A 21,737-nucleotide genomic window follows, 5' to 3' on the forward strand; every position below is an offset into this window, starting at 1 on the left:
TTGAACAGCCATGGAACCGGTCGTGGCCCCCGATATCGATATCTCGCTCCTGCGCCTCAAGGATGCGCGGGATCTTGCGCCGCTGCTTGCGGCCTATAACCAGGCCATGTTCCGCGGCGCGCCCAGCGCGCCGGACACCTATTATGCCGAGCAGTTGCTGCAGGACCGCACGGGGGAGATCCTCGGCGCGCGCATCGACGGCGAGCTGGTGGGCTTCCTGGTCTTCTACGATCTGCCCGATCCCTGGACGGGCATGCGCTCGGGCCTGGCCGACCATATCTATGTGGACATCCGGCACCGCCGCAAAGGCATTGCCAAGGCCATGGTCGACCTTCTGGCCGACGAGGGCGAGGGGCGCGGCTGGTCGCGGCTGGTCCTTCAGGCGCCCCGCAACGCCGATACGGGCCGCAACCTCTATGCCCGGATCGCCGAGCCGGCCGACTGGACGAGCTACATCATCCGCTTCGTGGAACGCTGATTCGCCGCGCATGCGTGCGAACGGGCAGGAGTGGCAGACCCTCGAGGCGCGCGGTGTCCGGCTTAATCGATTAGGGCCGCTATGTCACAGGAAGCTGCGCATCTCTGCTTGATTTCGCGGGTGCAAAAGGTGTTTTAGAAGCGCTCCAGCCGGTGGCACCGTACCGGAAGGAGCCGCGCCGTGCCCGATGGCCCGGCGCCTGCGCCCAGACAGGAGATTGCCTTTGTCGGAGATCAAATCCGCGCGGCCCATTTCACCGCATCTGACGATCTATCGATTCCGTCCGACCATGGCGATGTCGATCATGCACCGAATCACGGGCTGCGCGCTCTATTTCGGCACGCTCCTCGTCGCGTGGTGGCTGGTCGCCGCCGCGACCGGGCCGCAGGCCTTCGAAACGGCATCCTGGTTCTTCAACAGCTTCATCGGCCGCTTCATCCTGTTCGGCTACAGCTGGGCGCTCCTGCATCATATGCTCGGCGGCCTGCGCCACCTTTACTGGGACACTGGGAACGGGCTCGGCAAGGAAACCTCCACCAAGCTTGCCGTCGCCACGCTGGCCGGCTCGCTCATCCTGACCGTGCTCCTGTGGCTCGGCGTCCTGATATTCGGCTGAGGGGAACCGACATGAGCATGAAAACGCCCTTCAAGCGCGTCGAGGGTCTCGGTTCGGCCCGGGAAGGCACCGGCCATTTCTGGACGCAGCGCCTTACGGCCGTCGCGAACCTGTTCCTGATCACCTTCTTCGTCATTCTGGTTCTGCGCCTGTCGTCCGGCACCTATGCCGACCTGCGCGCCGCCTTCACAAATCCTCTGGTGGGCCTTGCCATGGCCGCGGTGATCCTGTCGGCCACGGTGCACATGCGCCTCGGCATGCAGACCGTCATCGAGGATTACGTGCATGGCGGCATGCGTATCGTGGCCGTCCTGGCCAGCACATTCTTCTCGGTCGCCGTCGCGCTCGCCAGTCTGATCGCGATCGTGCGCCTGAGCTTCGGAGCTTGATTCCCATGGCTGATACCGCAACGGGCACCGGACAGCCCCATCGCACTGCACCGGGCGTGAACGGCCGCGCCTACCAGTTCGTCGATCATACGTTCGACGTCGTCGTGGTCGGCGCCGGTGGCGCCGGGCTGCGCGCCACGCTGGGCGCGGCGCAGGCCGGGCTGCGGACGGCTTGCATCACCAAGGTCTTCCCCACACGCTCGCACACCGTGGCCGCGCAGGGCGGCGTCGCCGCCTCGCTCGGCAATATGGGGCCGGACAACTGGCGCTGGCACATGTTCGATACCGTCAAGGGTTCGGACTGGCTGGGCGACCAGGATGCCATCGAGTATCTCGTCCGCAACGCGCCGGCCGCCGTCTACGAGCTCGAACATTTCGGCGTGCCCTTCTCCCGCACGCAGGATGGCCGCATCTACCAGCGGCCCTTCGGCGGCATGACCACCGAATTCGGCGAGGGCCCGCCCGCCCAGCGCACCTGCGCGGCCGCCGACCGGACCGGCCACGCCATCCTGCACACGCTCTATGGGCAGTCGCTGCGCTACGCGTCCGAGTTCTTTATCGAGTATTTCGCCATCGACCTGATCATGGATCAGGAAGGCGCCTGCGTGGGCGTCGTGGCCTTGAACATGGATGATGGCACGCTGCATCGCTTCCGGGCGCAGAAGACCATCCTGGCGACGGGCGGCTACGGCCGGGCCTACTTCTCGGCCACCTCAGCTCATACCTGCACGGGCGACGGCAACGCCATGGTGCTGCGGGCCGGCCTGCCGCTGCAGGACATGGAGTTCGTCCAGTTCCACCCGACGGGCATTTACGGAGCGGGCTGCCTGATCACCGAAGGCGCACGCGGCGAAGGCGGCTACCTGACCAATTCGGAAGGCGAGCGCTTCATGGAGCGCTATGCCCCCTCGGCCAAGGATCTCGCCTCGCGCGATGTGGTGTCGCGTTCCATGACGATGGAAATCCGCGAAGGCCGCGGCGTCGGCAAGGGCAAGGACCACATCTTCCTGCACCTCGACCATCTGGATCCGAAGATCCTGCATGAGCGGCTGCCCGGCATTTCCGAAAGCGCGCGCATCTTTGCCGGTGTGGACGTGACGAAGGAGCCGATCCCGGTGCTGCCGACGGTCCATTACAATATGGGCGGCATTCCCACCAACTATCATGGCGAGGTGCTGACCCTGCGCAACGGGAACCCGGATACGGTGGTGCCCGGGCTGATGGCGGTGGGCGAGGCGGCCTGCGTTTCGGTGCATGGGGCCAATCGCCTCGGCTCCAACTCGCTCATCGACCTCGTGGTCTTCGGCCGCGCGGCCGCCCTGCGCTGCGCCGAGACGATCGAGGCCAACGACTCACAGGCGCCGCTGCCGGAAAATGCCGGCGAGCTGGCCATTTCGCGGTTGGACCGGTTCCGCAATGCCAATGGCAGCACGCCAACGGCGGCGCTGCGCCTGTCCATGCAGAAGACCATGCAGGACAATTGCGCGGTGTTCCGCACGGGCGAGATTCTGGAGGAAGGTCACCACAAGATCCATCAGGTCTGGGCGGCCTCCGAGGATGTGCGCGTGGCCGACCGTTCCTTGATCTGGAACACGGATCTGATCGAGACGCTGGAATACGACAACCTTATCTCGCAGGCTGTCGTGACGATGGACTCGGCGCTGGCGCGCCAGGAATCGCGGGGTGCCCATGCGCGCGAGGACTTCCCCGACCGCGACGATCAGAACTGGATGAAGCACACACTGTCCTTCGCCGATACGCAGAAGCGGACCGTGTCCCTGGCCGATCGGCCGGTCCACACCTACACGCTTTCCAACGAGATCGAGTACATCAAGCCGAAGAAGCGGGTGTACTGACGGAACGACCAAGCGCCCCGCAAAAGGATGGCTCGCCGCAAGGCGGGCCATTTTCATTTGGGGCTGGCCGTGCCAAATCCGACCGGACCGTTCCGGAGCAGTGCAGCATGCGGCCCTCAGTCCCGGCGGAGCGACGCCTCGGCGTCTTCGCCATCAATCTCGATCGCTCGCCCGAGCGCTGGCAGGCGTTGCAGCAGGCTTTCGGCCCGCTGCCCTATCGGCTGCAGCGCATCGCTGCCCTGGATGCGCGAAACGCGCCGGAACAGGTGCTGGCCGTGCGCGGCTTGTCCATCACCCTGCCGCCGGCCGGCATCGGCTATACCCACACGCGCGGGCGCGAGTACCTTCTGGTGCAGGAAGCCTGCTTTGCAGGGCACATGATGGCGCTCGAAGCCTTCCTGGCATCCGATCTCGACCTCGCCTTGATCCTGGAAGACGACGCCGAACCCTGCGGCCCGCTGGCGCAGGTGCTCGCTGCCATGTGCCGGATGGACCATCCATTCCCCCTCGTTCGGCTGGAAGGCCTGCGCAACCACGGACGCCGGCTTGCGACCCTTGCCGGCCATGCGGGGCCGGTCGCCCTGGTGCGCTCGCTGCGGCCCACGGCCGGCTCGGCGGCCTATGTCGTGGACCGCGCCGGCGCGCGGTTGCTGCGGGAGAATGCCGGCCACCGCCTCGTGCCCTTTGACGAGTATTTCGCCAACCCCGCATTGACGGGGTGCGACATCGTCTACGCTGCGCCCTTTCCGGTGCGGCAGGCGGAGGGTGACAGCATCATCGGCCAGTCCTACCGGCGCGCGGCGCTGCGCAAGCAGCGTGGGCCCGGCGCCTACCTGCGGCAGGCATGGGTGCGGGCATGGTTGCGCGCGGTCCTGTGGGCGCGGGCTTTGGCCGAAGGCGGCATTCCGGGGCTCCATCGCTGGTAGAAAGCCTTTCCCGAAGGGTCCGGCCGCGCTAGCATTGCTGGTGGACGGATGGGTGGGCCCCGATCCGCGGGAGGCATGGCATTGCATCGCATGTATCGAATCGGCGTGGCCTGCACGCTGATGATGGCTTTCTGCCCGCCGGCCCTGGCTGCGGGCGATGGCGGCCCGCCGCCCATGTTCGCCACGCCGGGGGCGGCCGATCAGGTCGGCCTGGTCACCGGCCTGTGCGGCGTGCAGATGAAGGATATGTCGTCGGACGCCTGCCGCTGCCTGGCGGACCAGTCCATGACGCGGCTTTCGGACGTCCAGAGGGATTACCTCATCGCCACCGCCGTTTCGCCCCCGGTGGCCGACCGGATGGTAGAGGACGGAACGGTGGGCCAGATGGATCAGCAGTTGATCTTCACCTTCCTGAACGAGGCCATGCGCCAATGCCATGGCGGGACCTTCCAGGAGAATGCGCCGCCCCTGCCACAGTGACGCCGGATGAGGGCGGACATTTGTGCGCGGCGCTGCATTATCGTGCGAATGCCGTTTACAGTTTCGCTGTCGATGCTCTAAGCCAACCAGATGGCGAAGGGGATGTTGCGTCGGCTTGCCGGCCCGGTTGCTCGATACTGGCGTGCGGGGCGTTTTGCGTTCAAGCGGGGGCTTGGATTCATCGATCCGCCGATGCTGATGCCCTATCTGGGCTATGCGGGTCGTGACGGCGTGTGGTTGCGCGGCCGCGTCCTGGAGGATGAAGGCGTCGTCAGCGCGCCGCATACGACCTCGGCCGTCCACAATCTGTGGTTGACGTTCAAACGCTACGAAACGGACGAAATCCCGGGTGCGAAGGTGGAGTGGGCAGGCCTTGGCGGCTCGGGCCACCTCGTCTGCGACGATGGCGGCTATTTCGAGGTGCGCCACCCGGAACAGGTTGCCGGTGAAACGCCCTGGGTGCCGCTGCACCTGAACCTCGTCCATGCGCCGGGGTATCCGCCGGTCGGTCTTGCGGGGGAGGGGCTGGTGCGTGTCGTATCGCCCAGCGCCCGTTTCGTGGTCGTCTCCGATATCGACGATACGATCGTGCATACGGGCGCGAGCGAGATCATCAAGCACTGGCGCATCGTGACGGCGAACTCGCCCGAAAGCCGCGTGGCCTTTCCCGGCGTCGCGGAGTTCTACCGGGCGCTGGCGCGCGGCAGCGCGGGGCCGGAGACGAACCCCATCTTCTACGTCTCGTCCAGCCCGTGGAACCTGTTCGATCTGTACGACCGCTTCATGACGCTCCGCGGCATCCCGCGCGGACCGATGCTTCTGCGCAACCTGTCGGGCGACGGGCTGGACTGGGTGCTGCGGCGGCACAATGGGCACAAGATGCGTATGATCGAAAAGCTGCTCAATGCCTATCCGGATCTGCCCTTCATCCTGATCGGCGATTCGGGGCAGGACGATACGGCCATCTATCTGGATGTGGCGAAGCGTTTCCCGGGGCGCATCCTGTCGGTCCACATTCACGATCTGCGCAAGGCAGAGGGGCACACGCGGATCGGCGCCGACTTCGATGCCATACGCGCCCTCGGGATTCCCGCCACCCTCAGCGGCACCTTGATCGAGGCGGCCATTCTCGGCGAGCGACTCGGTATCGTGGAGCCGGGCACGGAGGCCACGGTGCGCGAGGCTGTCGGTGGGCTGGACACCGGGGCAGGCCAGGCCGGACACGAGGTCGGGACAGGCTGAACCGATTGAAATAAACGCGCCTGTTGCGCCGCGAAATTTTTAAGTTTAGGCCGGTTCTAAAAGCCCTCGCGGGCTTACCGATTGCTGTCAGGACATGTCATGGTCGAACTCAGCCTTCCCCGGAACTCCCGACCTGCCAAGGGCAAAGTGTGGCCCAAGCCGCAAAACGCGGCGAGCGTGCGCGAATTCGCGGTCTATCGCTGGTCGCCGGACGATGCTGAAAATCCCCGCATCGACACCTACTACGTCGATCTCGACGATTGTGGCCCGATGGTGCTGGACGCCCTCCTGTGGATCAAGAACAACGTCGATTCGACGCTGACGCTGCGCCGCTCCTGCCGCGAGGGCATCTGCGGCTCCTGCGCCATGAACATCGACGGCACCAACACGCTGGCCTGCACCAAGGGCATGGACGAGGTGGACGGCGCCGTGAAGGTGTACCCGCTGCCGCACATGCCGGTGGTCAAGGATCTGGTCCCGGACCTGACGGTCCCCTATGCGCAGCTCCGCTCCATCGAGCCCTGGCTGAAGACGCAGACGCCGGCGCCCGAGAAGGAGTGGCGGCAGAGCCACGAGGACCGCGAGAAGCTGGACGGGCTCTATGAGTGCATCCTGTGCTTCTGCTGCCAGACCTCGTGCCCGTCCTACTGGTGGAACGGCGATCGCTATCTCGGACCCGCGGTCCTGCTCCAGGCTTATCGCTGGCTCATCGACTCGCGTGACGAAGCGACGGGCGAGCGGTTGGACCACCTGGAGGATCCGTTCCGGCTCTATCGCTGCCACACGATCATGAACTGCACGCAGACCTGCCCAAAGGGCCTGAACCCTGCCAAGGCCATTGCTGAAATCAAGAAGATGATGGTCGAGCGCCGGGTCTGATCGCTTCCTTTTCGCGCCGCCACGCCTTGCCGCGGGCACAATCGCCCGGCACTCTCAAGCCTGGCTTTGCTTGAGGAGAGCGCGGATGCGCAAGCGTGCGGCGGTAGTCCTGACGATGATGGGCGCTCTGGCGGCGCCGTCCGCACAGGCGCAGGATGCGGTGGCGGTCTTTGCCGGCGGCTGTTTCTGGTCGGTCGAAGCGCATCTCGAATCGATTCCGGGCGTCGTCTCGGCGGTGTCCGGCTTTGCCGGCGGCACCGTCGCCGACCCGACCTATCCGCAGGTGATCGCCGGGGGCACCGGCCATCTGGAGGCGGTCGAGGTGCGCTACGATCCGTCCAAACTCTCCTATGAACAGCTCCTCAACGCCTATTGGCATTCGATCGACCCGACCGACCCCTCCGGCCAGTTCTGCGACAAGGGCCCACAATACCACACGGCGATCTTCTACCAGACGGATGAGGAACGGGCGCTGGCGCAATCGAGCCGCGATGCGGTCGCCCGCGCGCTGAAGGCCGATGTCGCCACGCAGATCCGCCCGGCGGCGACCTTCTATCCCGCAGAGGATTATCACCAGGATTTCGCCCGCACCAATCCGCAGCGCTACCGCGCCTACAGCATTGGCTGTGGCCGCGATGATGCGCTGCGGGCTGTCTGGGGCGATCAGGCCTTTGCCGGCCTGCCCGGTCACTAGACGAATGGCATGAGGAGGCTTTGGAACGCGTGTTGACCTGGCTGCGCCATACGGCCCGACCCGCTGTCCTGGGCCTGTTCCTGATGCTGGTGCCTATCTTGGCGCCCGTGCTGGCACCCGAGCCGGCCTATGCGCAGACGGAAACCGCTTCTGAAGAGTGGGTGGTGCGCCAGAGCCGGTACAATGTCGATGAAACGGCGCAACGGCTGGAAGATGCCATTGTCCGGTCGGGTTCGGTGGTGGTCGCGGTGATCGATCACCAGGCCGCGGCGCGCGCGGTCGGGCAGGAGCTGCCGCCGACCAAGGTCGTCCTGTTTGCCCGGCCCAAGAGCAGCACGCCGCTGATGGCCGACAATCGCCGTATCGCCATCGATCTGCCACAGCGCTTCCTGGTCTGGGAGGAGGGCGGTGAAACACGGATCGGCTATGTCGCGCCCTTCTCGCTGGCGCAGCGTTACGGCATGACCGGCGACCGCCCCGAATGGGAGGATATGCGCTCCTCTCTCGAGGCGTTGGCGCAGGCTGCTTCCAGCCGCGCGCGATAGGCCACCGGAACCGTTCCCCATCTGCGCTGTTATGGCTGCGTGCGAGTGACGCAGCCCGATCAGGCAGAGGAAATTTCGACATGGCCAAGAAGCCGCAGGTCACGCTTCATCCGACCAAGAACACCGAAAACGAGAATGTCAGGGCGTCCATGATCGCCCTTTTGCAAACCCACCTCGCCACCGCGATCGACCTTTCCTACTCGGCCAAGCAGGCGCATTGGAACGTGAAGGGGCCGAACTTCATGTCGGTCCACCTTCTCTTCGACAGCCTGCACGAGGAAGCGGAAGGCTATGTCGACAGCATTGCCGAGCGGCTGACGGCCCTGGGCGGCCAGGCGCAGGGGACGGTGCAGGCCGCATCGCAGAACACGGTGCTCGATCCCTATCCGACCGATCTGGTGGATTCGATGGGCCACCTGAAGCGCCTGGCCGACAATTACGCGCGCTGGGGCAGCGCCCTGCGTGAGGGAATTTCGGAATCGGACGAGGCCGGCGACGACCTGACGGCAGACCTTCTGACCGGCGTCGGACGCGGCGTCGACAAGTCGCTCTATTTCCTGGAAAGCCATTTCCAGACGGAATAGCGCCCTTTTCAGCGGCGGTGCGGATCGTTACCTGAGCGGTGTCGGATCGACACCGGAAGGCAGGAATGGCCGATCGCCGCGCTAGCAACACGGATACACATCCCACGGACTCGCTCTTCGGCTCACCGGAGCCGCAGGCGGGTCCGCGTGCCGTGCCTGTCCTTGTGCCCGTGCCGACAGACCGTGCCTATTCCTACGCGGTGCCGGATGGAATGGAGGTCGAGCCGGGCTCGATTGTTGCGGTTCCGCTCGGGCCGCGCCTGGTGGCCGGCATCGTCTGGGACGGCGCCGCCGACATCATCGATGCGCGGCGCCTGCGCGCCATTGCTCAGGTCTTCGACTGTCCGCCGCTGCCACCGGCCATGCGACGTTTTGTCGAATGGGTCGCCAACTATACTTTGTCGCCGCCCGGCCTCGTCGCCCGGATGGCGTTGCGCTCCCCCACCGCCTTCGATCCCGAACCCATGATCGACGGGTTGCGCCCGACAGGGATGGCCGCCGAGCGCATGACGCCGGCGCGCCGCCGCGCCGTCGACACGGCCGGCGAACACCCCGTCTGGACGCGCTCGGGCCTTGCCCATGCGGCAGGGGTCTCGACCTCGGTCATTGATGGGCTTCTGCGCAGCGGGGTCTTCGAAGCCATCCGCCTGCCGCCGCCGCCCGCCGTGGCGGCGCCCGATACCGCCTTCGGGCGGGCGGCGCTCAACGACGAGCAGGCCGCTGTCGCCGCGCGGCTGGCATCGGTGGTGGGCGAAGGCTTCGGCGTGACCCTTCTGGAAGGGGTGACGGGATCGGGCAAGACGGAGGTCTATTTCGAGGCCGTGGCCGCGGCCCTGGATGCGGGCCGGCAGGTCCTTATCCTGCTGCCGGAAATCGCCCTGACGCAGGCCTTCCTGGACCGGTTCCATGCGCGCTTCGGCGCGCCGCCGGCAGAATGGCACTCCGATGCGCCGCCCCGCATGCGCGAAAAGGTCTGGCGGCAGGTGCGCGAAGGGCGGGTACGTGTCGTCGCCGGTGCGCGTTCGGCGCTTTTCCTGCCCTTCAAGAATCTGGGCCTCGTCATCGTCGACGAGGAGCACGATCCTGCCTACAAGCAGGAGGACCGCACCTTCTACCACGCGCGGGACATGGCCGTCGTGCGGGCCTCGCTCGAGGGGGCTCCCGTCATCCTGGCCTCGGCCACGCCGTCCGTCGAAAGCCGGGTCAATGCCCGGCAGGGGCGCTATCGCTACGAAAGGCTGGAGTCGCGCTTCGAATCCGCCGCCATGCCGAGCCTGACCCTGGTAGATATGAAACGCCATCCGCCGGAGCGCGGCCGCTTCATCTCACCCGTCCTCGCCACCGCCATCGAAGAAACGGTGGCCCGGGGGGAGCAGGCCCTCCTGTTCCTGAACCGGCGCGGCTACGCGCCGCTGACCCTGTGCCGGGCCTGCGGCCATCGGTTCCAGTGCACGCAATGTTCGAGCTGGCTCGTCGATCACCGGCTGCGCGGCCAGTTGATCTGTCATCATTGCGGCCATAGTGAAAAGCGGCCCGAGGCCTGCCCCGAATGTGGCACGCTCGACCATCTCGTGCCCTGCGGGCCGGGCGTCGAACGGATCGCCGAGGAGATGCTGCAGCGCTTTCCGCAAGCGCGCACCGTGCTCCTGTCATCGGACCTGCCGGGCGGCGCCCGGCGCCTGCGCCGGGAACTGGAGGCGATCGCCGAGGGCGAGGCAGACATCGTCATCGGCACGCAGCTCGTGGCCAAGGGCCACCACTTCCCCCTCATGACGCTGGTCGGCGCCGTCGATGCCGATCTCGGCCTTTCCAACGGGGATCCACGCGCCGCCGAGCGCACCTTCCAGCTCCTGCACCAAGTGACGGGGCGGGCGGGCCGCACCGGACGCGCCAGCCGTGGCCTGATCCAGACCTGGCAGCCCGACCATCCGGTCATGCAGGCCATCGCCAGCGGCGATGCCGAGCGCTTCTACGAGCGGGAGGTTGGCGAGCGCGAGCGCGCGGGCATGCCGCCCTTCGGCAGGCTCGCCGCCATCATCGTCTCGGCCGCGACGCGCAAGGAGGCGGAGGAATACGGGCGGCAGCTGCGGGCCGCCGCGCCGGACGATGCCGGGATCGACGTCCTGGGGCCGGCGGAGGCGCCGCTCGCTCTCCTGCGCGGGCGCCATCGCTTCCGGCTCCTGTGCCATGGGCCACGCCAATCCTCGATGCAGTCCTATCTGCGGCGGCTCCTGGCCGCGGCGCCCCGGCCGCGCGGTTCGGTGCAGATCCAGCTCGACATCGATCCGCAAAGCTTCCTGTAGCCGTCGTCACGTCTTGGTGAGCCCAAGTTGAGGCAAGCCCGGCATGCTTAGACGGGCGGGAGACGATTCGGCGGCGCGGCCGCGAATGCCAAGGAAAGGACACGCGGCGCGATGGAATTCTCCCTGCCGATCACCAATGCCGACTGGCTGCCCTTCATCGCCGCCTGCGTGACCATCCTCGGCGGCCTCACCTGCCTCTTCGCCCCTGGCCTTTCCCTGCGCCGGGCCGGGATCGCCCCCGGGCAGGCGCGGCCGGCCGCATTGGCGCAGATACGCAGCTCCATCGGCGGTTTCTGGCTGGGCGCGGGCTTTGCCGGGATCCTCTTTTACGACCAGCCCATCGCCCAGCTGGTGCTGGGGCTTGCCTGGGCTTTCGCGGCCTTCGGCCGTTTCGTTTCCATGCTATCGGATTCCGGCCTCAACGCGTTCAACTGGGTCGCGCTGATCGCACAACTGATTCTTGCGTTTCTGTTCCTCGGCCCGGTCTTCGGCCTCGTCCCGGCCTGAGCGCCGCGAAAGACCGCAGACGCGTCGAAAACCACGCCGATCCGCGCACAAGACTGCATGTTGCCATGTTGTCGGCGGTGGAACGCTATGCTAGACGAACCCCCGATCGGCATGGCGGAACGGCGCGTCGCGGTTTCGCTCGGATTTCAAGGTTCGGTTCGGGCACTTTCACCCTCCTGTGCAACAGGGGAGCGGCGGGGCCGAACTCCAATAAAGAGAAGCGGTCGTCCGTGGCTACATCATCCTCTCCGGTATCCGGAGTCGCAGAACGCTACGCCCAGTCCCTGTTCGAGCTCTCGCAGGACGAGGGATCGATCGAGGCGACGGAGTCGGAGCTCCGGCAGTTCCGGACCCTCATCGACGACAGCGCGGATTTCCGTCGCCTGGTCGAAAGCCCGGCCTTCTCGTCCGAAGATCAGGTCCGTGCCGTCTCCGGCATCGTCGCGGCGGTCCGTCCCTCGGCGCTGGTCGGCAACTTCCTGAAGGTTGTGGCCTCCAATCGCCGCCTCTTCGCCCTTCCGCAGATCATCACCGCCTTCATCGAGCTCGCACGCGCCGCGCGCGGCGAGGTCGAGGCACGCGTGACCAGCGCCCATGCGCTGACGCCGGAACAGCGCCAGGAGCTTTCAACCGCCCTGTCCGCCTTTTCCGGCAAGACCGTTTCCATGCAGGAAGACGTCGACCCCGCCATTCTGGGCGGCCTGGTGGTCCGCATCGGATCGCGCCAGATCGACACGTCGCTGCGCACCAAACTCAATTCGCTTAAGCTCGCGCTGAAAGAGGTCGGCTGATGGACATCCGCGCCGCGGAAATTTCCGCAATCCTCAAGAACCAGATCAAGAACTTCGGCAACGAGGCCGAAGTCTCCGAGGTCGGCCAGGTTCTCTCGGTCGGTGACGGTATCGCCCGTGTCTACGGCCTCGACAATGTGCAGGCCGGTGAGATGGTCGAGTTCCCGGGCGGCGTCCGGGGCATGGCCCTCAACCTCGAAAGCGACAATGTCGGCGTCGTGATCTTCGGTTCCGACCGTGAGATCAAGGAAGGCGACACCGTCAAGCGTACGGGCGCCATCGTGGACGTGCCGGTTGGCAAGGGCCTGCTCGGCCGCGTCATCGACGGCCTCGGCAACCCGATCGACGGCAAGGGCCCGATCGATGCCACCGAGCGCCGCCGCGTCGACGTGAAGGCGCCGGGCATCATCCCCCGCAAGTCGGTGCACGAGCCCATGGCGACGGGCCTCAAGGCCATCGACGCCTTGATCCCGATCGGCCGTGGCCAGCGCGAGCTCGTCATCGGCGATCGCCAGACCGGCAAGACCGCCATCCTTCTGGACACCTTCCTGAACCAGAAGCCCGCGCATGACGAAGGCCGTACGAGCGATCAGCTCTACTGCATCTACGTGGCCATCGGGCAGAAGCGTTCCACCGTCGCGCAGTTCGTGCGTACGCTGGAAGAGCGTGGCGCCATGGCCTATTCGGTGGTCGTTGCCGCGACCGCGTCGGACCCGGCCCCGCTCCAGTACATCGCGCCCTTTGCCGGCTGCGCGATCGGCGAGTATTTCCGCGACAACGGCATGCACGCCGTGATCGGCTATGACGACCTGTCCAAGCAGGCCGTTTCCTACCGCCAGATGTCGCTGCTGCTGCGTCGCCCGCCCGGCCGCGAAGCCTATCCCGGCGACGTCTTCTACCTGCATTCCCGCCTTCTCGAGCGTGCGGCCAAGCTCAACGACGCGCTGGGCGCCGGCTCGCTGACGGCGCTGCCCGTGATCGAGACGCAGGCCAACGACGTGTCGGCCTACATCCCGACCAACGTGATCTCCATCACCGATGGTCAGATCTTCCTGGAAACCAACCTCTTCTACCAGGGCATCCGTCCTGCGGTGAACGTCGGCCTGTCCGTGTCGCGCGTCGGTTCCTCGGCGCAGATCAAGGCGATGAAGCAGGTTGCCGGCTCCATCAAGGGCGAGCTCGCGCAGTACCGCGAAATGGCGGCCTTCGCGCAGTTCGGCTCCGATCTCGACGCCGCGACGCAGCGCCTCCTGAACCGTGGTGCGCGCCTGACGGAGCTCCTGAAGCAGCCGCAATTCTCCCCGCTCAAGACGGAAGAGCAGGTTGCGGTCATCTTCGCCGGAACGCAGGGCTATCTCGACAAGCTCAAAGTGTCGGATGTCGGTCCTTTCGAGCAGGGTCTCCTGACCTCGCTGCGCACGGAGCACAAGGGCATCCTCGACACGATCGCGACCGAGAAGGCGCTGTCGGACGATACGCGCAGCAAGCTCAAGGCGGCTCTCGACCAGTACGCCAAGTCCTTCGCGTGACCCTGTCGCGCTGGCTGAACCGGAGACGCTAGAGACAGATGGCTTCGCTCAAGGATCTGCGAAACCGCATTGCCTCGGTCAAGGCGACGCAGAAGATCACCAAGGCCATGCAGATGGTCGCGGCGGCGAAGCTTCGCCGCGCGCAGGACGCGGCGGAAGCGGCGCGTCCCTATTCCGAGCGCATGGCGGCGGTTCTCGGCAACATCGCCGGCGCGATGGATGACGGAGAGGCCCCGGCGCTGATGGCCGGGACCGGCAAGGACGACACGCATCTGCTCGTGCTCTTCACGTCGGATCGCGGTCTGTGCGGCGGTTTCAATGCGCAGATCGTGCGCCTGTTCCGTGAGCATGTCCGCCGTCTCGACGCTGCGGGCAAGACGGTGAAGATCGTCACGGTCGGCAAGAAGGGCCACGACATGATCCGCCGCGATCTGTCGAACCGGATCGTCGAGCGTGTCGAGTTCCAGGACTCGCGCAATGTCGGCTTCGCCAATGCCGAGCAGGTCGCCGAAACCGTTCTGGCGCGCTTCGAGAAGGGCGATTACGACGTCGCCACCATTTTCTTCTCGGAATTCGTCAACGTCATCACGCAGAAGCCGACGGCGCAGCAGGTCATCCCGGCCAGCGTTCCGGCGGTGGACGGCGCGGGTGCGGCGGATGCCAAGGCCGGTGGCGCGCTCTACGAGTACGAGCCGGAGCCGGAAGCCATCCTCGAGGATATCCTGCCGCGCAACGTGAAGGTGCAGATCTTCCGGGCGCTTCTGGAAAACGCCGCGTCGGAGCAGGGCGCCCGGATGAGCGCCATGGACAACGCCACGCGCAATGCCGGCGACATGATCAACAAGCTTTCGATTTCGTACAACCGCCAGCGCCAGGCGCAGATCACGACCGAACTGATCGAGATCATCGCCGGCGCCGAAGCGCTGTAAATCGGATCCCGGCCGCCGCAGGGCGGCCGCCCATGCAACATACGAGGACGCGCGGGAGGCCAAGGCCGGACGTGCGGTTCAAGCTGGTTTGAGAGGAGGCCTTGATGGCTGACACATTGGACAGGGGCGTGGCCACCGGCCGGATCGCGCAGGTCATCGGCGCCGTCGTCGACGTTGAGTTCGACGAGCATCTGCCGGCAATCCTGAACGCGCTGGAAACCGAGAACAACGGCAACCGCCTCGTTCTCGAAGTGGCGCAGCATCTGGGCGAGAACACCGTCCGCACCATCGCCATGGACCTGACCGAAGGTCTCGTCCGCGGCCAGCCGGTGCGTGACACGGGCGGCCCCATCGAGGTGCCGGTCGGCGACGAGACGCTGGGCCGCATCATGAACGTGATCGGCGAGCCGATCGACGAGGTCGGGCCGATCCGGACCGCCTCCAAGCGCTCGATCCACCAGGACGCTCCGCCCTATATCGAGCAGTCGCCCGAAAGCCAGATCCTCGTCACGGGCATCAAGGTCATCGATCTGCTGGCGCCCTATGCGCGCGGCGGCAAGATCGGCCTGTTCGGCGGCGCCGGCGTCGGCAAGACGGTTCTGATCCAGGAACTGATCAACAACGTCGCCAAGGCGCATGGCGGTTACTCCGTCTTCGCCGGTGTCGGTGAGCGCACGCGCGAAGGCAACGATCTCTACCACGAGATGATCGAGTCGGGCGTGAACAAGGACCCGCACGAGAATGGTGGTTCGACCGCCGGCTCCAAGGCCGCGCTGGTTTACGGCCAGATGAACGAGCCTCCCGGTGCGCGCGCCCGCGTCGCCCTGACCGGCCTCACCATCGCCGAGCATTTCCGCGACCAGGGCCAGGACGTCCTGTTCTTCGTGGACAACATCTTCCGCTTCACGCAGGCCGGCTCGGAAGTGTCGGCGCTTCTCGGCCGTATCCCTTCGGCCGTGGGCTACCAGCCGACGCTGGCGACCGATATGGGCTCCATGCAGGAGCGCATCACGACGACGACCAAGGGTTCGATCACCTCCGTGCAGGCCATCTACGTGCCCGCCGACGATCTGACCGACCCGGCCCCGGCCACGTCCTTCGCCCACCTCGACGCGACGACGGTTCTCAACCGCGCCATTTCGGAAAAGGGCATCTACCCGGCCGTGGATCCGCTGGACTCCACCTCGCGCATGCTGTCGCCGATGATCATCGGTGAAGAGCATTACGGCGTGGCGCGGCGTGTCCAGTCCATCCTGCAGAAGTACAAGTCGCTGCAGGACATCATCGCGATCCTGGGCATGGACGAGCTGTCGGAAGACGACAAGCTGACGGTGGCACGCGCCCGCAAGATCGAGCGCTTCCTGTCGCAGCCCTTCTTCGTCGCCGAGGTCTTCACCGGCTCGCCGGGCCAGCTGGTTCCGCTGGAAGACACGATCCGCTCCTTCAAGGGCCTGGTCGAAGGTGAGTATGATCACCTGCCGGAAGCCGCCTTCTACATGGTCGGCTCCATCGACATGGCGATCGAGAAGGCCCAGCGCCTCGCCGCCGAAGCGGCCTGAGGCACACCCGGCCCCTTGAGCCGGGACCCCGAACCGACGAGGCCGCTTTCCCGGGGGCCTCGTCCCGCATCTTTAAGGGCGCGCCCGAAGGGCAGCGCGATATCGAGGCAGGCGACCCGTGGCTGACAGCTTCAAGTTCGAACTCGTTTCTCCCGAGCGGCTGCTGCTTTCCGAGCAGGTGACCGCCGTCATCGCGCCGGGCACCGAAGGCTACTTCACCGTCATGGCCCACCACGCGCCGCTCATGGCCACGCTGAAGCCGGGCGTCGTGCATGTCACGCTGGCGGGGGGCGCACCGCGCCGGATCTTCATCCAGGGCGGCTTTGCGGACATCAACCCCGATGGTTTCACGCTGCTGGCGGAACACGCCATCGCCGTGGAGGAAATGTCGGCGGACGACCTCGATCGCCAGATCCGCGACGCGCAGGAAGACGTTGCCGACGCCAAGGACGCCGACCTTCGATCGAGGGCCGAGCATCGTTTGGCCGATCTGCAGAACGCCCGGGCCGCTCTGGCCGCCTGACCCGCTTTCCAGCTCCGGGACGAACCCAAAAGGCCTCTCCGATCCGGGGAGGCCTTTTTCGTTTGCAACCGCATCATTGCCGCGGTGCATGACGAAGCCGGACCTGTCGGGGCGCGCCGCCGGCCGCGGATATGCCCCGTAAGGGCAGCCGACTTGATCAGCCTGCTATGAAGCATGGCACAGGCGGTTGCGCGCCACTCTTCCGCTGATGGTGCAGGGACATTATCAGAGCTTGGATGTCCAAGCCCGACCCGCTGTCGATCGTGGTTCCGCGCCGAGCCACAACCGCGATGACTGTATGGGCAGCAAGCCGATGCCCGGCCAGCAATCCGTGCGCGGTTTGCATGGAGTGCGCCACCGCCGTCTCAAGACGCCATGCGCGAGGGGATTCGCAGGAACTCGCCTGCGCTGCAACCCGATGATGTCATTTTCACAGGGGCAACCGCCGTAAGCCCTGGGTTCCGTGCGCGCTTGCGGCCATAGGGCGGAAGGTAGATCACTCTGCCATGCACGCCGCATAGGCGGGCATAGCCTGCTGTAAGGCGTGTGCGCGGGACGCGCATCGGCGAAAAGTCGCAATCTCTATGACCGATCAGTCCGGAAGATGACCGGGAGGACGTCCGGATCCATAGATCAGTCCATTCACCTGCTTCAGGTCCGATCGATGCTGAAGGCGTTCAGACCGTGGCGGCGCGGATGTAAGCGAAGCCGGGGAGGCGGATGGCCTTGCGGTGGTATCGACTGACCAAACGGCTGCACCTTGCCGTGGCTCGAGACGGACAAGTGCTCGAGTGGCGTCACCGCTTTGCCCGGCTGCGATGATGAGACGCAAATCACGGCAGCATCGTCATCTACTCTTGATTGTCCCTGTCCTTCGTGAGCCCCTGAACATGTCTTCCCAAAAGCCAGCATGGCACCAGCAAAAGAGCCGGCATACACCGTCTTCCACCTGCCCCGGCGTTCAGGAGTATCGTGCCAAGGCGCGCCGCAGCGCGGGACCCAGAGCCACGGCTGACCAAGGGGTTGTCAGCGCCCGGCCGTCAGACGCCGCGATCAAGCGGCGCCATCTCTTCCTGCTTCCCTTGCCGAGCCCGCGCCGACACCAGGCGTCGAGGAAAGGCCAGCGCGCCTAACGGTGCTTGGTCATGCGGATGTCGCCACCATCGATCACGGCCTCCACCTGCCAGCCGCAGCGGCGATAGAAGCCATCGGCGCGAGTGCCGGGCTGCGTGTCGAGCTGGATGCGGTCAGCACGGGCAAAGAGCGCCTCTTCCGCGGCCGCCAGCAGCCGGCGGCCGATGCCCATGCGCTCCCGCGCGGGATCGATAAAGAGCGCAAAGAGGGATGCCGCCTCGGCGTCGATCATGGCAAAACCGACGACACGGCCATCCATCCGCGCCACGAAGGCGCAGTCATCGGCCTGGACGGCATCTGTGATGCCAGGCTCTGTTATGCCGAGTTCCGCCAGTTGCGCGCGCGTCAGCGCGTTTTCGCGCACGCGCGTGCGGATGTCGAACATGGCCGGAACGTCTGCCGCGGTCGCCACGCCGATGATAAGAGCGGACTGCGTTTGGCCCATGCCGACCCGACCTTATGCGGCCGGCGCCAGATGCCGGAATGCCGCGACGACCTTTTCGTAGACGCCCCGCTTGAAGGGGACGATGAGTTCGACGATCTCGTCCATCGGCTTCCAGCCCCATTCGGCGAACTCGGCCGTATGGCCGCCCGGCGGCGGGTTGATCTGGATTTCGGACTCCGCGCCCTCGAAGCGGAAGGCGTACCATTTCTGGGTCTGGCCCCGAAACCGGCCGCGCAGCGCAATCCCGACGAGATGGGCCGGCAGGTCGTAATTGATCCATTCCGGCGCTTCGGCCAGGCGGCTTACGCTGCGCATTCCCGTTTCCTCGTAGAGTTCCCGAAGGGCGGCTGCGTCCGGGTCCTCCCCCGGGTCGATCCCGCCCTGCGGCATCTGCCACAGGCGTTCCTCGCCATCGAGTTCACCATTCGGCTCGGCAATGCGCCGCCCGACCCAGACGAGGCCCTGTTCGTTCAGAACCATGATCCCGACACAGGGGCGGTAGGGCAGGGTGGCGGGGTCGATTGCAGCCATGGTTCAGCTCCGGTCCTTGGCGATAAAAAAGCCCCGGAGACGTCTCCGGGGCCGATGTCGTGTGCGGGGGGCGTGCCGGGCGGTCAGTTGGCGACCGAGGCAGCCTCCTGCTTGGGGGGGAAGGCCGCGTGGGTCTTGGTGCCGCGCAGGAGCTCCAGCGCATATTGAAGCTGCAGGTCGTCAGCCTGTTCCGGCGGGACGTAGTCGAGCGAGCCGGAGCCTTCGTCATCCTCTTCCGCGCCCTGGATGTGGCCACGCAGCGAGGATTCGCCACGTGCCAGCTCATCATCCTCCGACAGGCCCATCTGCGCGCGGATTTCCTCCGGCAGCGGCTGGTCGACCACGATATCGGGCCGGATGCCGCGGCCCTGGATCGAGGCTCCGGACGGCGTGTAGTAGAGCGCCGTCGTCAGGCGGAGGGACCCGTTGGCGCCGAGCGGGATGATGGTCTGCACCGAGCCCTTGCCGAAGGAACGCGTGCCCACCACCGTGGCGCGCCCCTGGTCCTGCAAGGCGCCGGCGACGATTTCCGACGCCGAAGCCGAACCGCCATTCACCAGGACGACAAGCGGCTTGCCGTCGATGTCGTCGCCGATGCGGGCATTGTAACGGCGGGTTTCCTCGGCATTGCGGCCGCGGGTCGAGACGATCTCGCCCTTTTCCAGGAAGGCGTCGGACACGCTGACGGCCTCGTCCAGGAGCCCGCCCGGGTTGCGGCGCAGGTCCAGGACATAGCCCTTGAGATCGCCTTCCGGGATCTTCTCCTTGATGTCGGCGATCGCCTCTTCCATCCCAACGGTCGTCTGCTCGTTGAAGCGCAGCAGCTTGATGTAGCCGACATCGTTTTCCACCGTGTGGCGGACGGAGGGGACCTTGATTTCGTCACGTGTGATGCTGAGCCGGATCGGCTGTGCGGCACCCTCGCGGATGATGGTCAGGTCCACCGCGGTGCCGATATCGCCCTTCATCCTGTCGACCGCTTCGGACAGGGTCAGCCCGCGCACCTGCTCGCCGTTGATTTCGGCGATCAGGTCGTTCGCCAGGACGCCGGCCTTGTCGGCAGGCGTGCCCTCGAAGGGCGAGATGACCTTGACCAGCTCGTTCTCCATCGTGACCTCGATGCCGAGGCCGCCGAACTGGCCGCGCGTTTCGGTGCGCATGTCGGCCGTCTGCTCGGGATTCATGTAGCTCGAATGCGGATCGAGCGAGGTCAGCATTCCGTTGATCGCGGTCTCGATCAACTTCTGATCGTCGGGCTGCTCGACATATTGCGAGCGGACGCGTTCGAACACATCGCCGAAAATGGCGAGCTGCCGGTAGGTATCGGACCCGGATGCATTGGCGACGCCGGAAGGGGGTCCGACGAAGACGGTCATCGCCGTCGCGCCCATCAGCGCTCCCGCGAAGAGTATGGAGAGCTTACGTGTCATTCCTCGTCCTTCCAGATGGCCGCTCCGCCCACCAGGGTGCTGGGTCGACCGGTTGTCCGTCCTTGCGAAATTCGACATAGAGCGCCTGTCCGTTGTCCGGCATCTGCGTCGTGGCGTCCGCACTGGCCAGCCGCCGCGCCCCCATACGGGCGACCGGTTCGCCGGCAAGGACGAGCTGTCCGACACGCACGTCGATTTCCGCCATCCCAGCCAGCACGATATGATAGCCATCGCCGGCATTCAGGATCAAGAGTTGTCCATAGGACCGGAACGGTCCCGAATACAGTACCTCGGCATCCGCCGGCGCGTCGACCCGTTCGCCCGGCTCGGCCGAGAAGGTCATGCCGATGGCCGCCCGGCCCGCCGCGTCGGCCTGCCCGAAGCGCGCCGCGACCAGCCCGGCCACCGGAGGATTCAGTACCCCCTTCAATGTCGAAAATGCGGCGCTCGCCGCGATTTTCGCCATGCCTTGCCGCAGGCCTGCGACATCATAGCTTGCTGCCTGCGGATCGCTCGCCTGCGCGGCTACGGGCGGCTGGGCGTCGAGCGCGGCAATCAGCGCGCCGAGGCTCTCGGCCCGGCGCGCCAGGTCGGCCTGCCGGGCCACCAGCGCGGCGGCCTCCTGGCGGGCCAGATCCTCCGCCATCTGCCGCCGGCGGATCAGCGCTTCCAGCCGCAGATCCTCCTGACGGCGGCGGTCGAGCCGGTCGGCATAGGCGCGCTTGGCCGTATCGATGGCGCTGGACAGCTCGGCCAGTTCCGATAGTTCACGATCGAGTGCTTCGGCCTCGCTCCGCAGTTGCGGCACGGCCGTGCCCAGCATCATGGCGCTGCGCAAGGCCCCCACCGCATCGCGCGGCTGGACGAGCAGGGCCGGCGGCGGCGAGCGGCCGAGCCGCTGCATCGCCGCCAGAAGATCCGACATGTCGCGGTTGCGGGCGGTGAGTGCGGTCTTCAAGGCCGCCTCGCGGATGGCCATGGCGTTCAGGCGCTGTTCGAGCGCGGCCATCTCCTGCGTCATCTCATTGCTGGCGCGGGCGCTTTCGACGAGCCGCTGGGAGAGGGCGGCCCGATCCGCGGCCGTGCGCTCGGCCTCCGCCTCGATGGCGGCGCGCTGTTCTTCCGTCACACGCAATTGCTGCTCGATGGCGCTGAGCTCCTGCCCGACCTGCCGTGGCTTCTCGACCCCCGCATCCGGCGCATCCGGGGCAATGGCGGCCACCTGCTCCTGCGCCGCGGCCGGCAGCATACAGGGGAGCGCAAGCGCAACGAGTGCCGCCAGGAGGAACCGCGCGCAGTGGCCAGGCATGCGCATGGCCAGTCGCCGGCCTGCGCCGGTCGGTGTCATGCAAGGCCCGTCATGTCGC

22 protein-coding genes are annotated in these 21,737 nt (G+C 66.3%); 18 read left to right on the forward strand and 4 right to left on the reverse strand.

Annotation, left to right across the window (positions count from 1 at the left end; genetic code table 11):
- Positions 1-10 precede the first annotated feature (10 nt).
- The 18 genes from AUL30_RS05800 (at position 11) to AUL30_RS05885 (ending at position 16,830) form a co-directional block, all read left to right on the forward strand.
- Positions 11-478 (forward strand): GNAT family N-acetyltransferase, encoded by a 468-nt coding sequence (locus tag AUL30_RS05800; protein WP_062226925.1) that lies wholly within the window; start codon positions 11-13, stop codon positions 476-478.
- 223 nt (positions 479-701) lie between these two features.
- Positions 702-1,094, forward strand: a complete 393-nt coding sequence (gene sdhC / locus AUL30_RS05805; RefSeq protein WP_062226926.1) for a succinate dehydrogenase, cytochrome b556 subunit — start codon at positions 702-704, stop codon at positions 1,092-1,094.
- An 11-nt stretch (positions 1,095-1,105) separates the two neighbouring features.
- Entirely contained in the window at positions 1,106-1,483 is a 378-nt protein-coding gene (sdhD, locus tag AUL30_RS05810; RefSeq protein WP_157069942.1) for a succinate dehydrogenase, hydrophobic membrane anchor protein, read from the forward strand.
- Between the two features lie 5 nt (positions 1,484-1,488).
- Positions 1,489-3,339: a succinate dehydrogenase flavoprotein subunit gene (gene sdhA, locus AUL30_RS05815; protein WP_062226927.1), complete on the forward strand. Its 1,851-nt coding sequence runs from the start codon at positions 1,489-1,491 to the stop codon at positions 3,337-3,339.
- Positions 3,340-3,446: 107 nt separating this feature from the next.
- Positions 3,447-4,265, forward strand: coding sequence for a glycosyltransferase family 25 protein (locus AUL30_RS05820; RefSeq protein WP_062226928.1), 819 nt, complete (start codon positions 3,447-3,449; stop codon positions 4,263-4,265).
- A gap of 75 nt (positions 4,266-4,340) precedes the next feature.
- Positions 4,341-4,745, forward strand: a complete 405-nt coding sequence (locus AUL30_RS05825; RefSeq protein ID WP_157069944.1) for a hypothetical protein — start codon at positions 4,341-4,343, stop codon at positions 4,743-4,745.
- 192 nt (positions 4,746-4,937) lie between these two features.
- Complete coding sequence (locus tag AUL30_RS05830) at positions 4,938-5,987, forward strand: App1 family protein (protein ID WP_062226930.1); 1,050 nt, start codon at positions 4,938-4,940, stop codon at positions 5,985-5,987.
- 99 nt (positions 5,988-6,086) lie between these two features.
- The gene (locus tag AUL30_RS05835) at positions 6,087-6,866 is read left to right on the forward strand and encodes a succinate dehydrogenase iron-sulfur subunit (protein ID WP_062226931.1); all 780 of its coding nucleotides are present in this window, start codon (positions 6,087-6,089) and stop codon (positions 6,864-6,866) included.
- 85 nt (positions 6,867-6,951) lie between these two features.
- On the forward strand, positions 6,952-7,560 hold the full coding sequence (gene msrA, locus AUL30_RS05840; protein WP_062226932.1) for a peptide-methionine (S)-S-oxide reductase MsrA: 609 nt from the start codon (positions 6,952-6,954) through the stop codon (positions 7,558-7,560).
- 29 nt (positions 7,561-7,589) lie between these two features.
- Positions 7,590-8,105 carry a DUF302 domain-containing protein gene (locus tag AUL30_RS05845; protein ID WP_157069946.1) on the forward strand — a complete coding sequence of 172 codons (516 nt, stop codon included), beginning with the start codon at positions 7,590-7,592 and terminating at the stop codon, positions 8,103-8,105.
- Positions 8,106-8,185: 80 nt separating this feature from the next.
- On the forward strand, positions 8,186-8,689 hold the full coding sequence (gene dps, locus AUL30_RS05850; protein ID WP_062226934.1) for a DNA starvation/stationary phase protection protein Dps: 504 nt from the start codon (positions 8,186-8,188) through the stop codon (positions 8,687-8,689).
- Between the two features lie 65 nt (positions 8,690-8,754).
- A complete protein-coding gene (locus AUL30_RS05855; RefSeq protein ID WP_083507700.1) occupies positions 8,755-10,992 on the forward strand; it encodes a primosomal protein N' in 2,238 nt (745 codons plus the stop codon).
- 111 nt (positions 10,993-11,103) lie between these two features.
- A complete protein-coding gene (locus AUL30_RS05860; RefSeq protein ID WP_062226935.1) occupies positions 11,104-11,499 on the forward strand; it encodes an AGROH133_08824 family phage infection protein in 396 nt (131 codons plus the stop codon).
- 230 nt (positions 11,500-11,729) lie between these two features.
- Complete coding sequence (locus AUL30_RS05865; RefSeq protein ID WP_062226936.1) at positions 11,730-12,290, forward strand: F0F1 ATP synthase subunit delta; 561 nt, start codon at positions 11,730-11,732, stop codon at positions 12,288-12,290.
- Entirely contained in the window at positions 12,290-13,819 is a 1,530-nt protein-coding gene (gene atpA / locus AUL30_RS05870; RefSeq protein ID WP_062226937.1) for a F0F1 ATP synthase subunit alpha, read from the forward strand. The genes AUL30_RS05865 and atpA overlap by 1 nt, the downstream gene beginning before the upstream one ends.
- A 38-nt stretch (positions 13,820-13,857) precedes the next feature.
- Positions 13,858-14,748 (forward strand): F0F1 ATP synthase subunit gamma, encoded by an 891-nt coding sequence (locus AUL30_RS05875; protein ID WP_062226938.1) that lies wholly within the window; start codon positions 13,858-13,860, stop codon positions 14,746-14,748.
- Between the two features lie 104 nt (positions 14,749-14,852).
- Positions 14,853-16,307 carry a F0F1 ATP synthase subunit beta gene (atpD, locus tag AUL30_RS05880; RefSeq protein ID WP_062226939.1) on the forward strand — a complete coding sequence of 485 codons (1,455 nt, stop codon included), beginning with the start codon at positions 14,853-14,855 and terminating at the stop codon, positions 16,305-16,307.
- A 118-nt stretch (positions 16,308-16,425) separates the two neighbouring features.
- Positions 16,426-16,830, forward strand: a complete 405-nt coding sequence (locus AUL30_RS05885) for a F0F1 ATP synthase subunit epsilon (RefSeq protein WP_062226940.1) — start codon at positions 16,426-16,428, stop codon at positions 16,828-16,830.
- A 1,129-nt stretch (positions 16,831-17,959) separates the two neighbouring features.
- Here AUL30_RS05885 and AUL30_RS05890 read toward each other — a convergent pair.
- The 4 genes from AUL30_RS05890 to AUL30_RS05905 form a co-directional block, all read right to left on the reverse strand.
- Positions 17,960-18,409, reverse strand: coding sequence for a GNAT family N-acetyltransferase (locus AUL30_RS05890; RefSeq protein ID WP_062226941.1), 450 nt, complete (start codon positions 18,407-18,409; stop codon positions 17,960-17,962).
- 12 nt (positions 18,410-18,421) lie between these two features.
- Entirely contained in the window at positions 18,422-18,940 is a 519-nt protein-coding gene (locus AUL30_RS05895; RefSeq protein ID WP_062226942.1) for an RNA pyrophosphohydrolase, read from the reverse strand.
- Between the two features lie 83 nt (positions 18,941-19,023).
- Positions 19,024-20,370, reverse strand: coding sequence for a S41 family peptidase (locus tag AUL30_RS05900; protein WP_062226943.1), 1,347 nt, complete (start codon positions 20,368-20,370; stop codon positions 19,024-19,026).
- Positions 20,360-21,718, reverse strand: coding sequence for a murein hydrolase activator EnvC family protein (locus AUL30_RS05905; protein ID WP_083507701.1), 1,359 nt, complete (start codon positions 21,716-21,718; stop codon positions 20,360-20,362). Before AUL30_RS05905 ends, AUL30_RS05900 begins: the two co-directional genes overlap by 11 nt.
- Positions 21,719-21,737: the final 19 nt, after the last annotated feature.

It is taken from the genome of Aureimonas frigidaquae (genome assembly GCF_001463905.1).
Classification (GTDB): Bacteria; Pseudomonadota; Alphaproteobacteria; order Rhizobiales; family Rhizobiaceae; genus Aureimonas; species Aureimonas frigidaquae.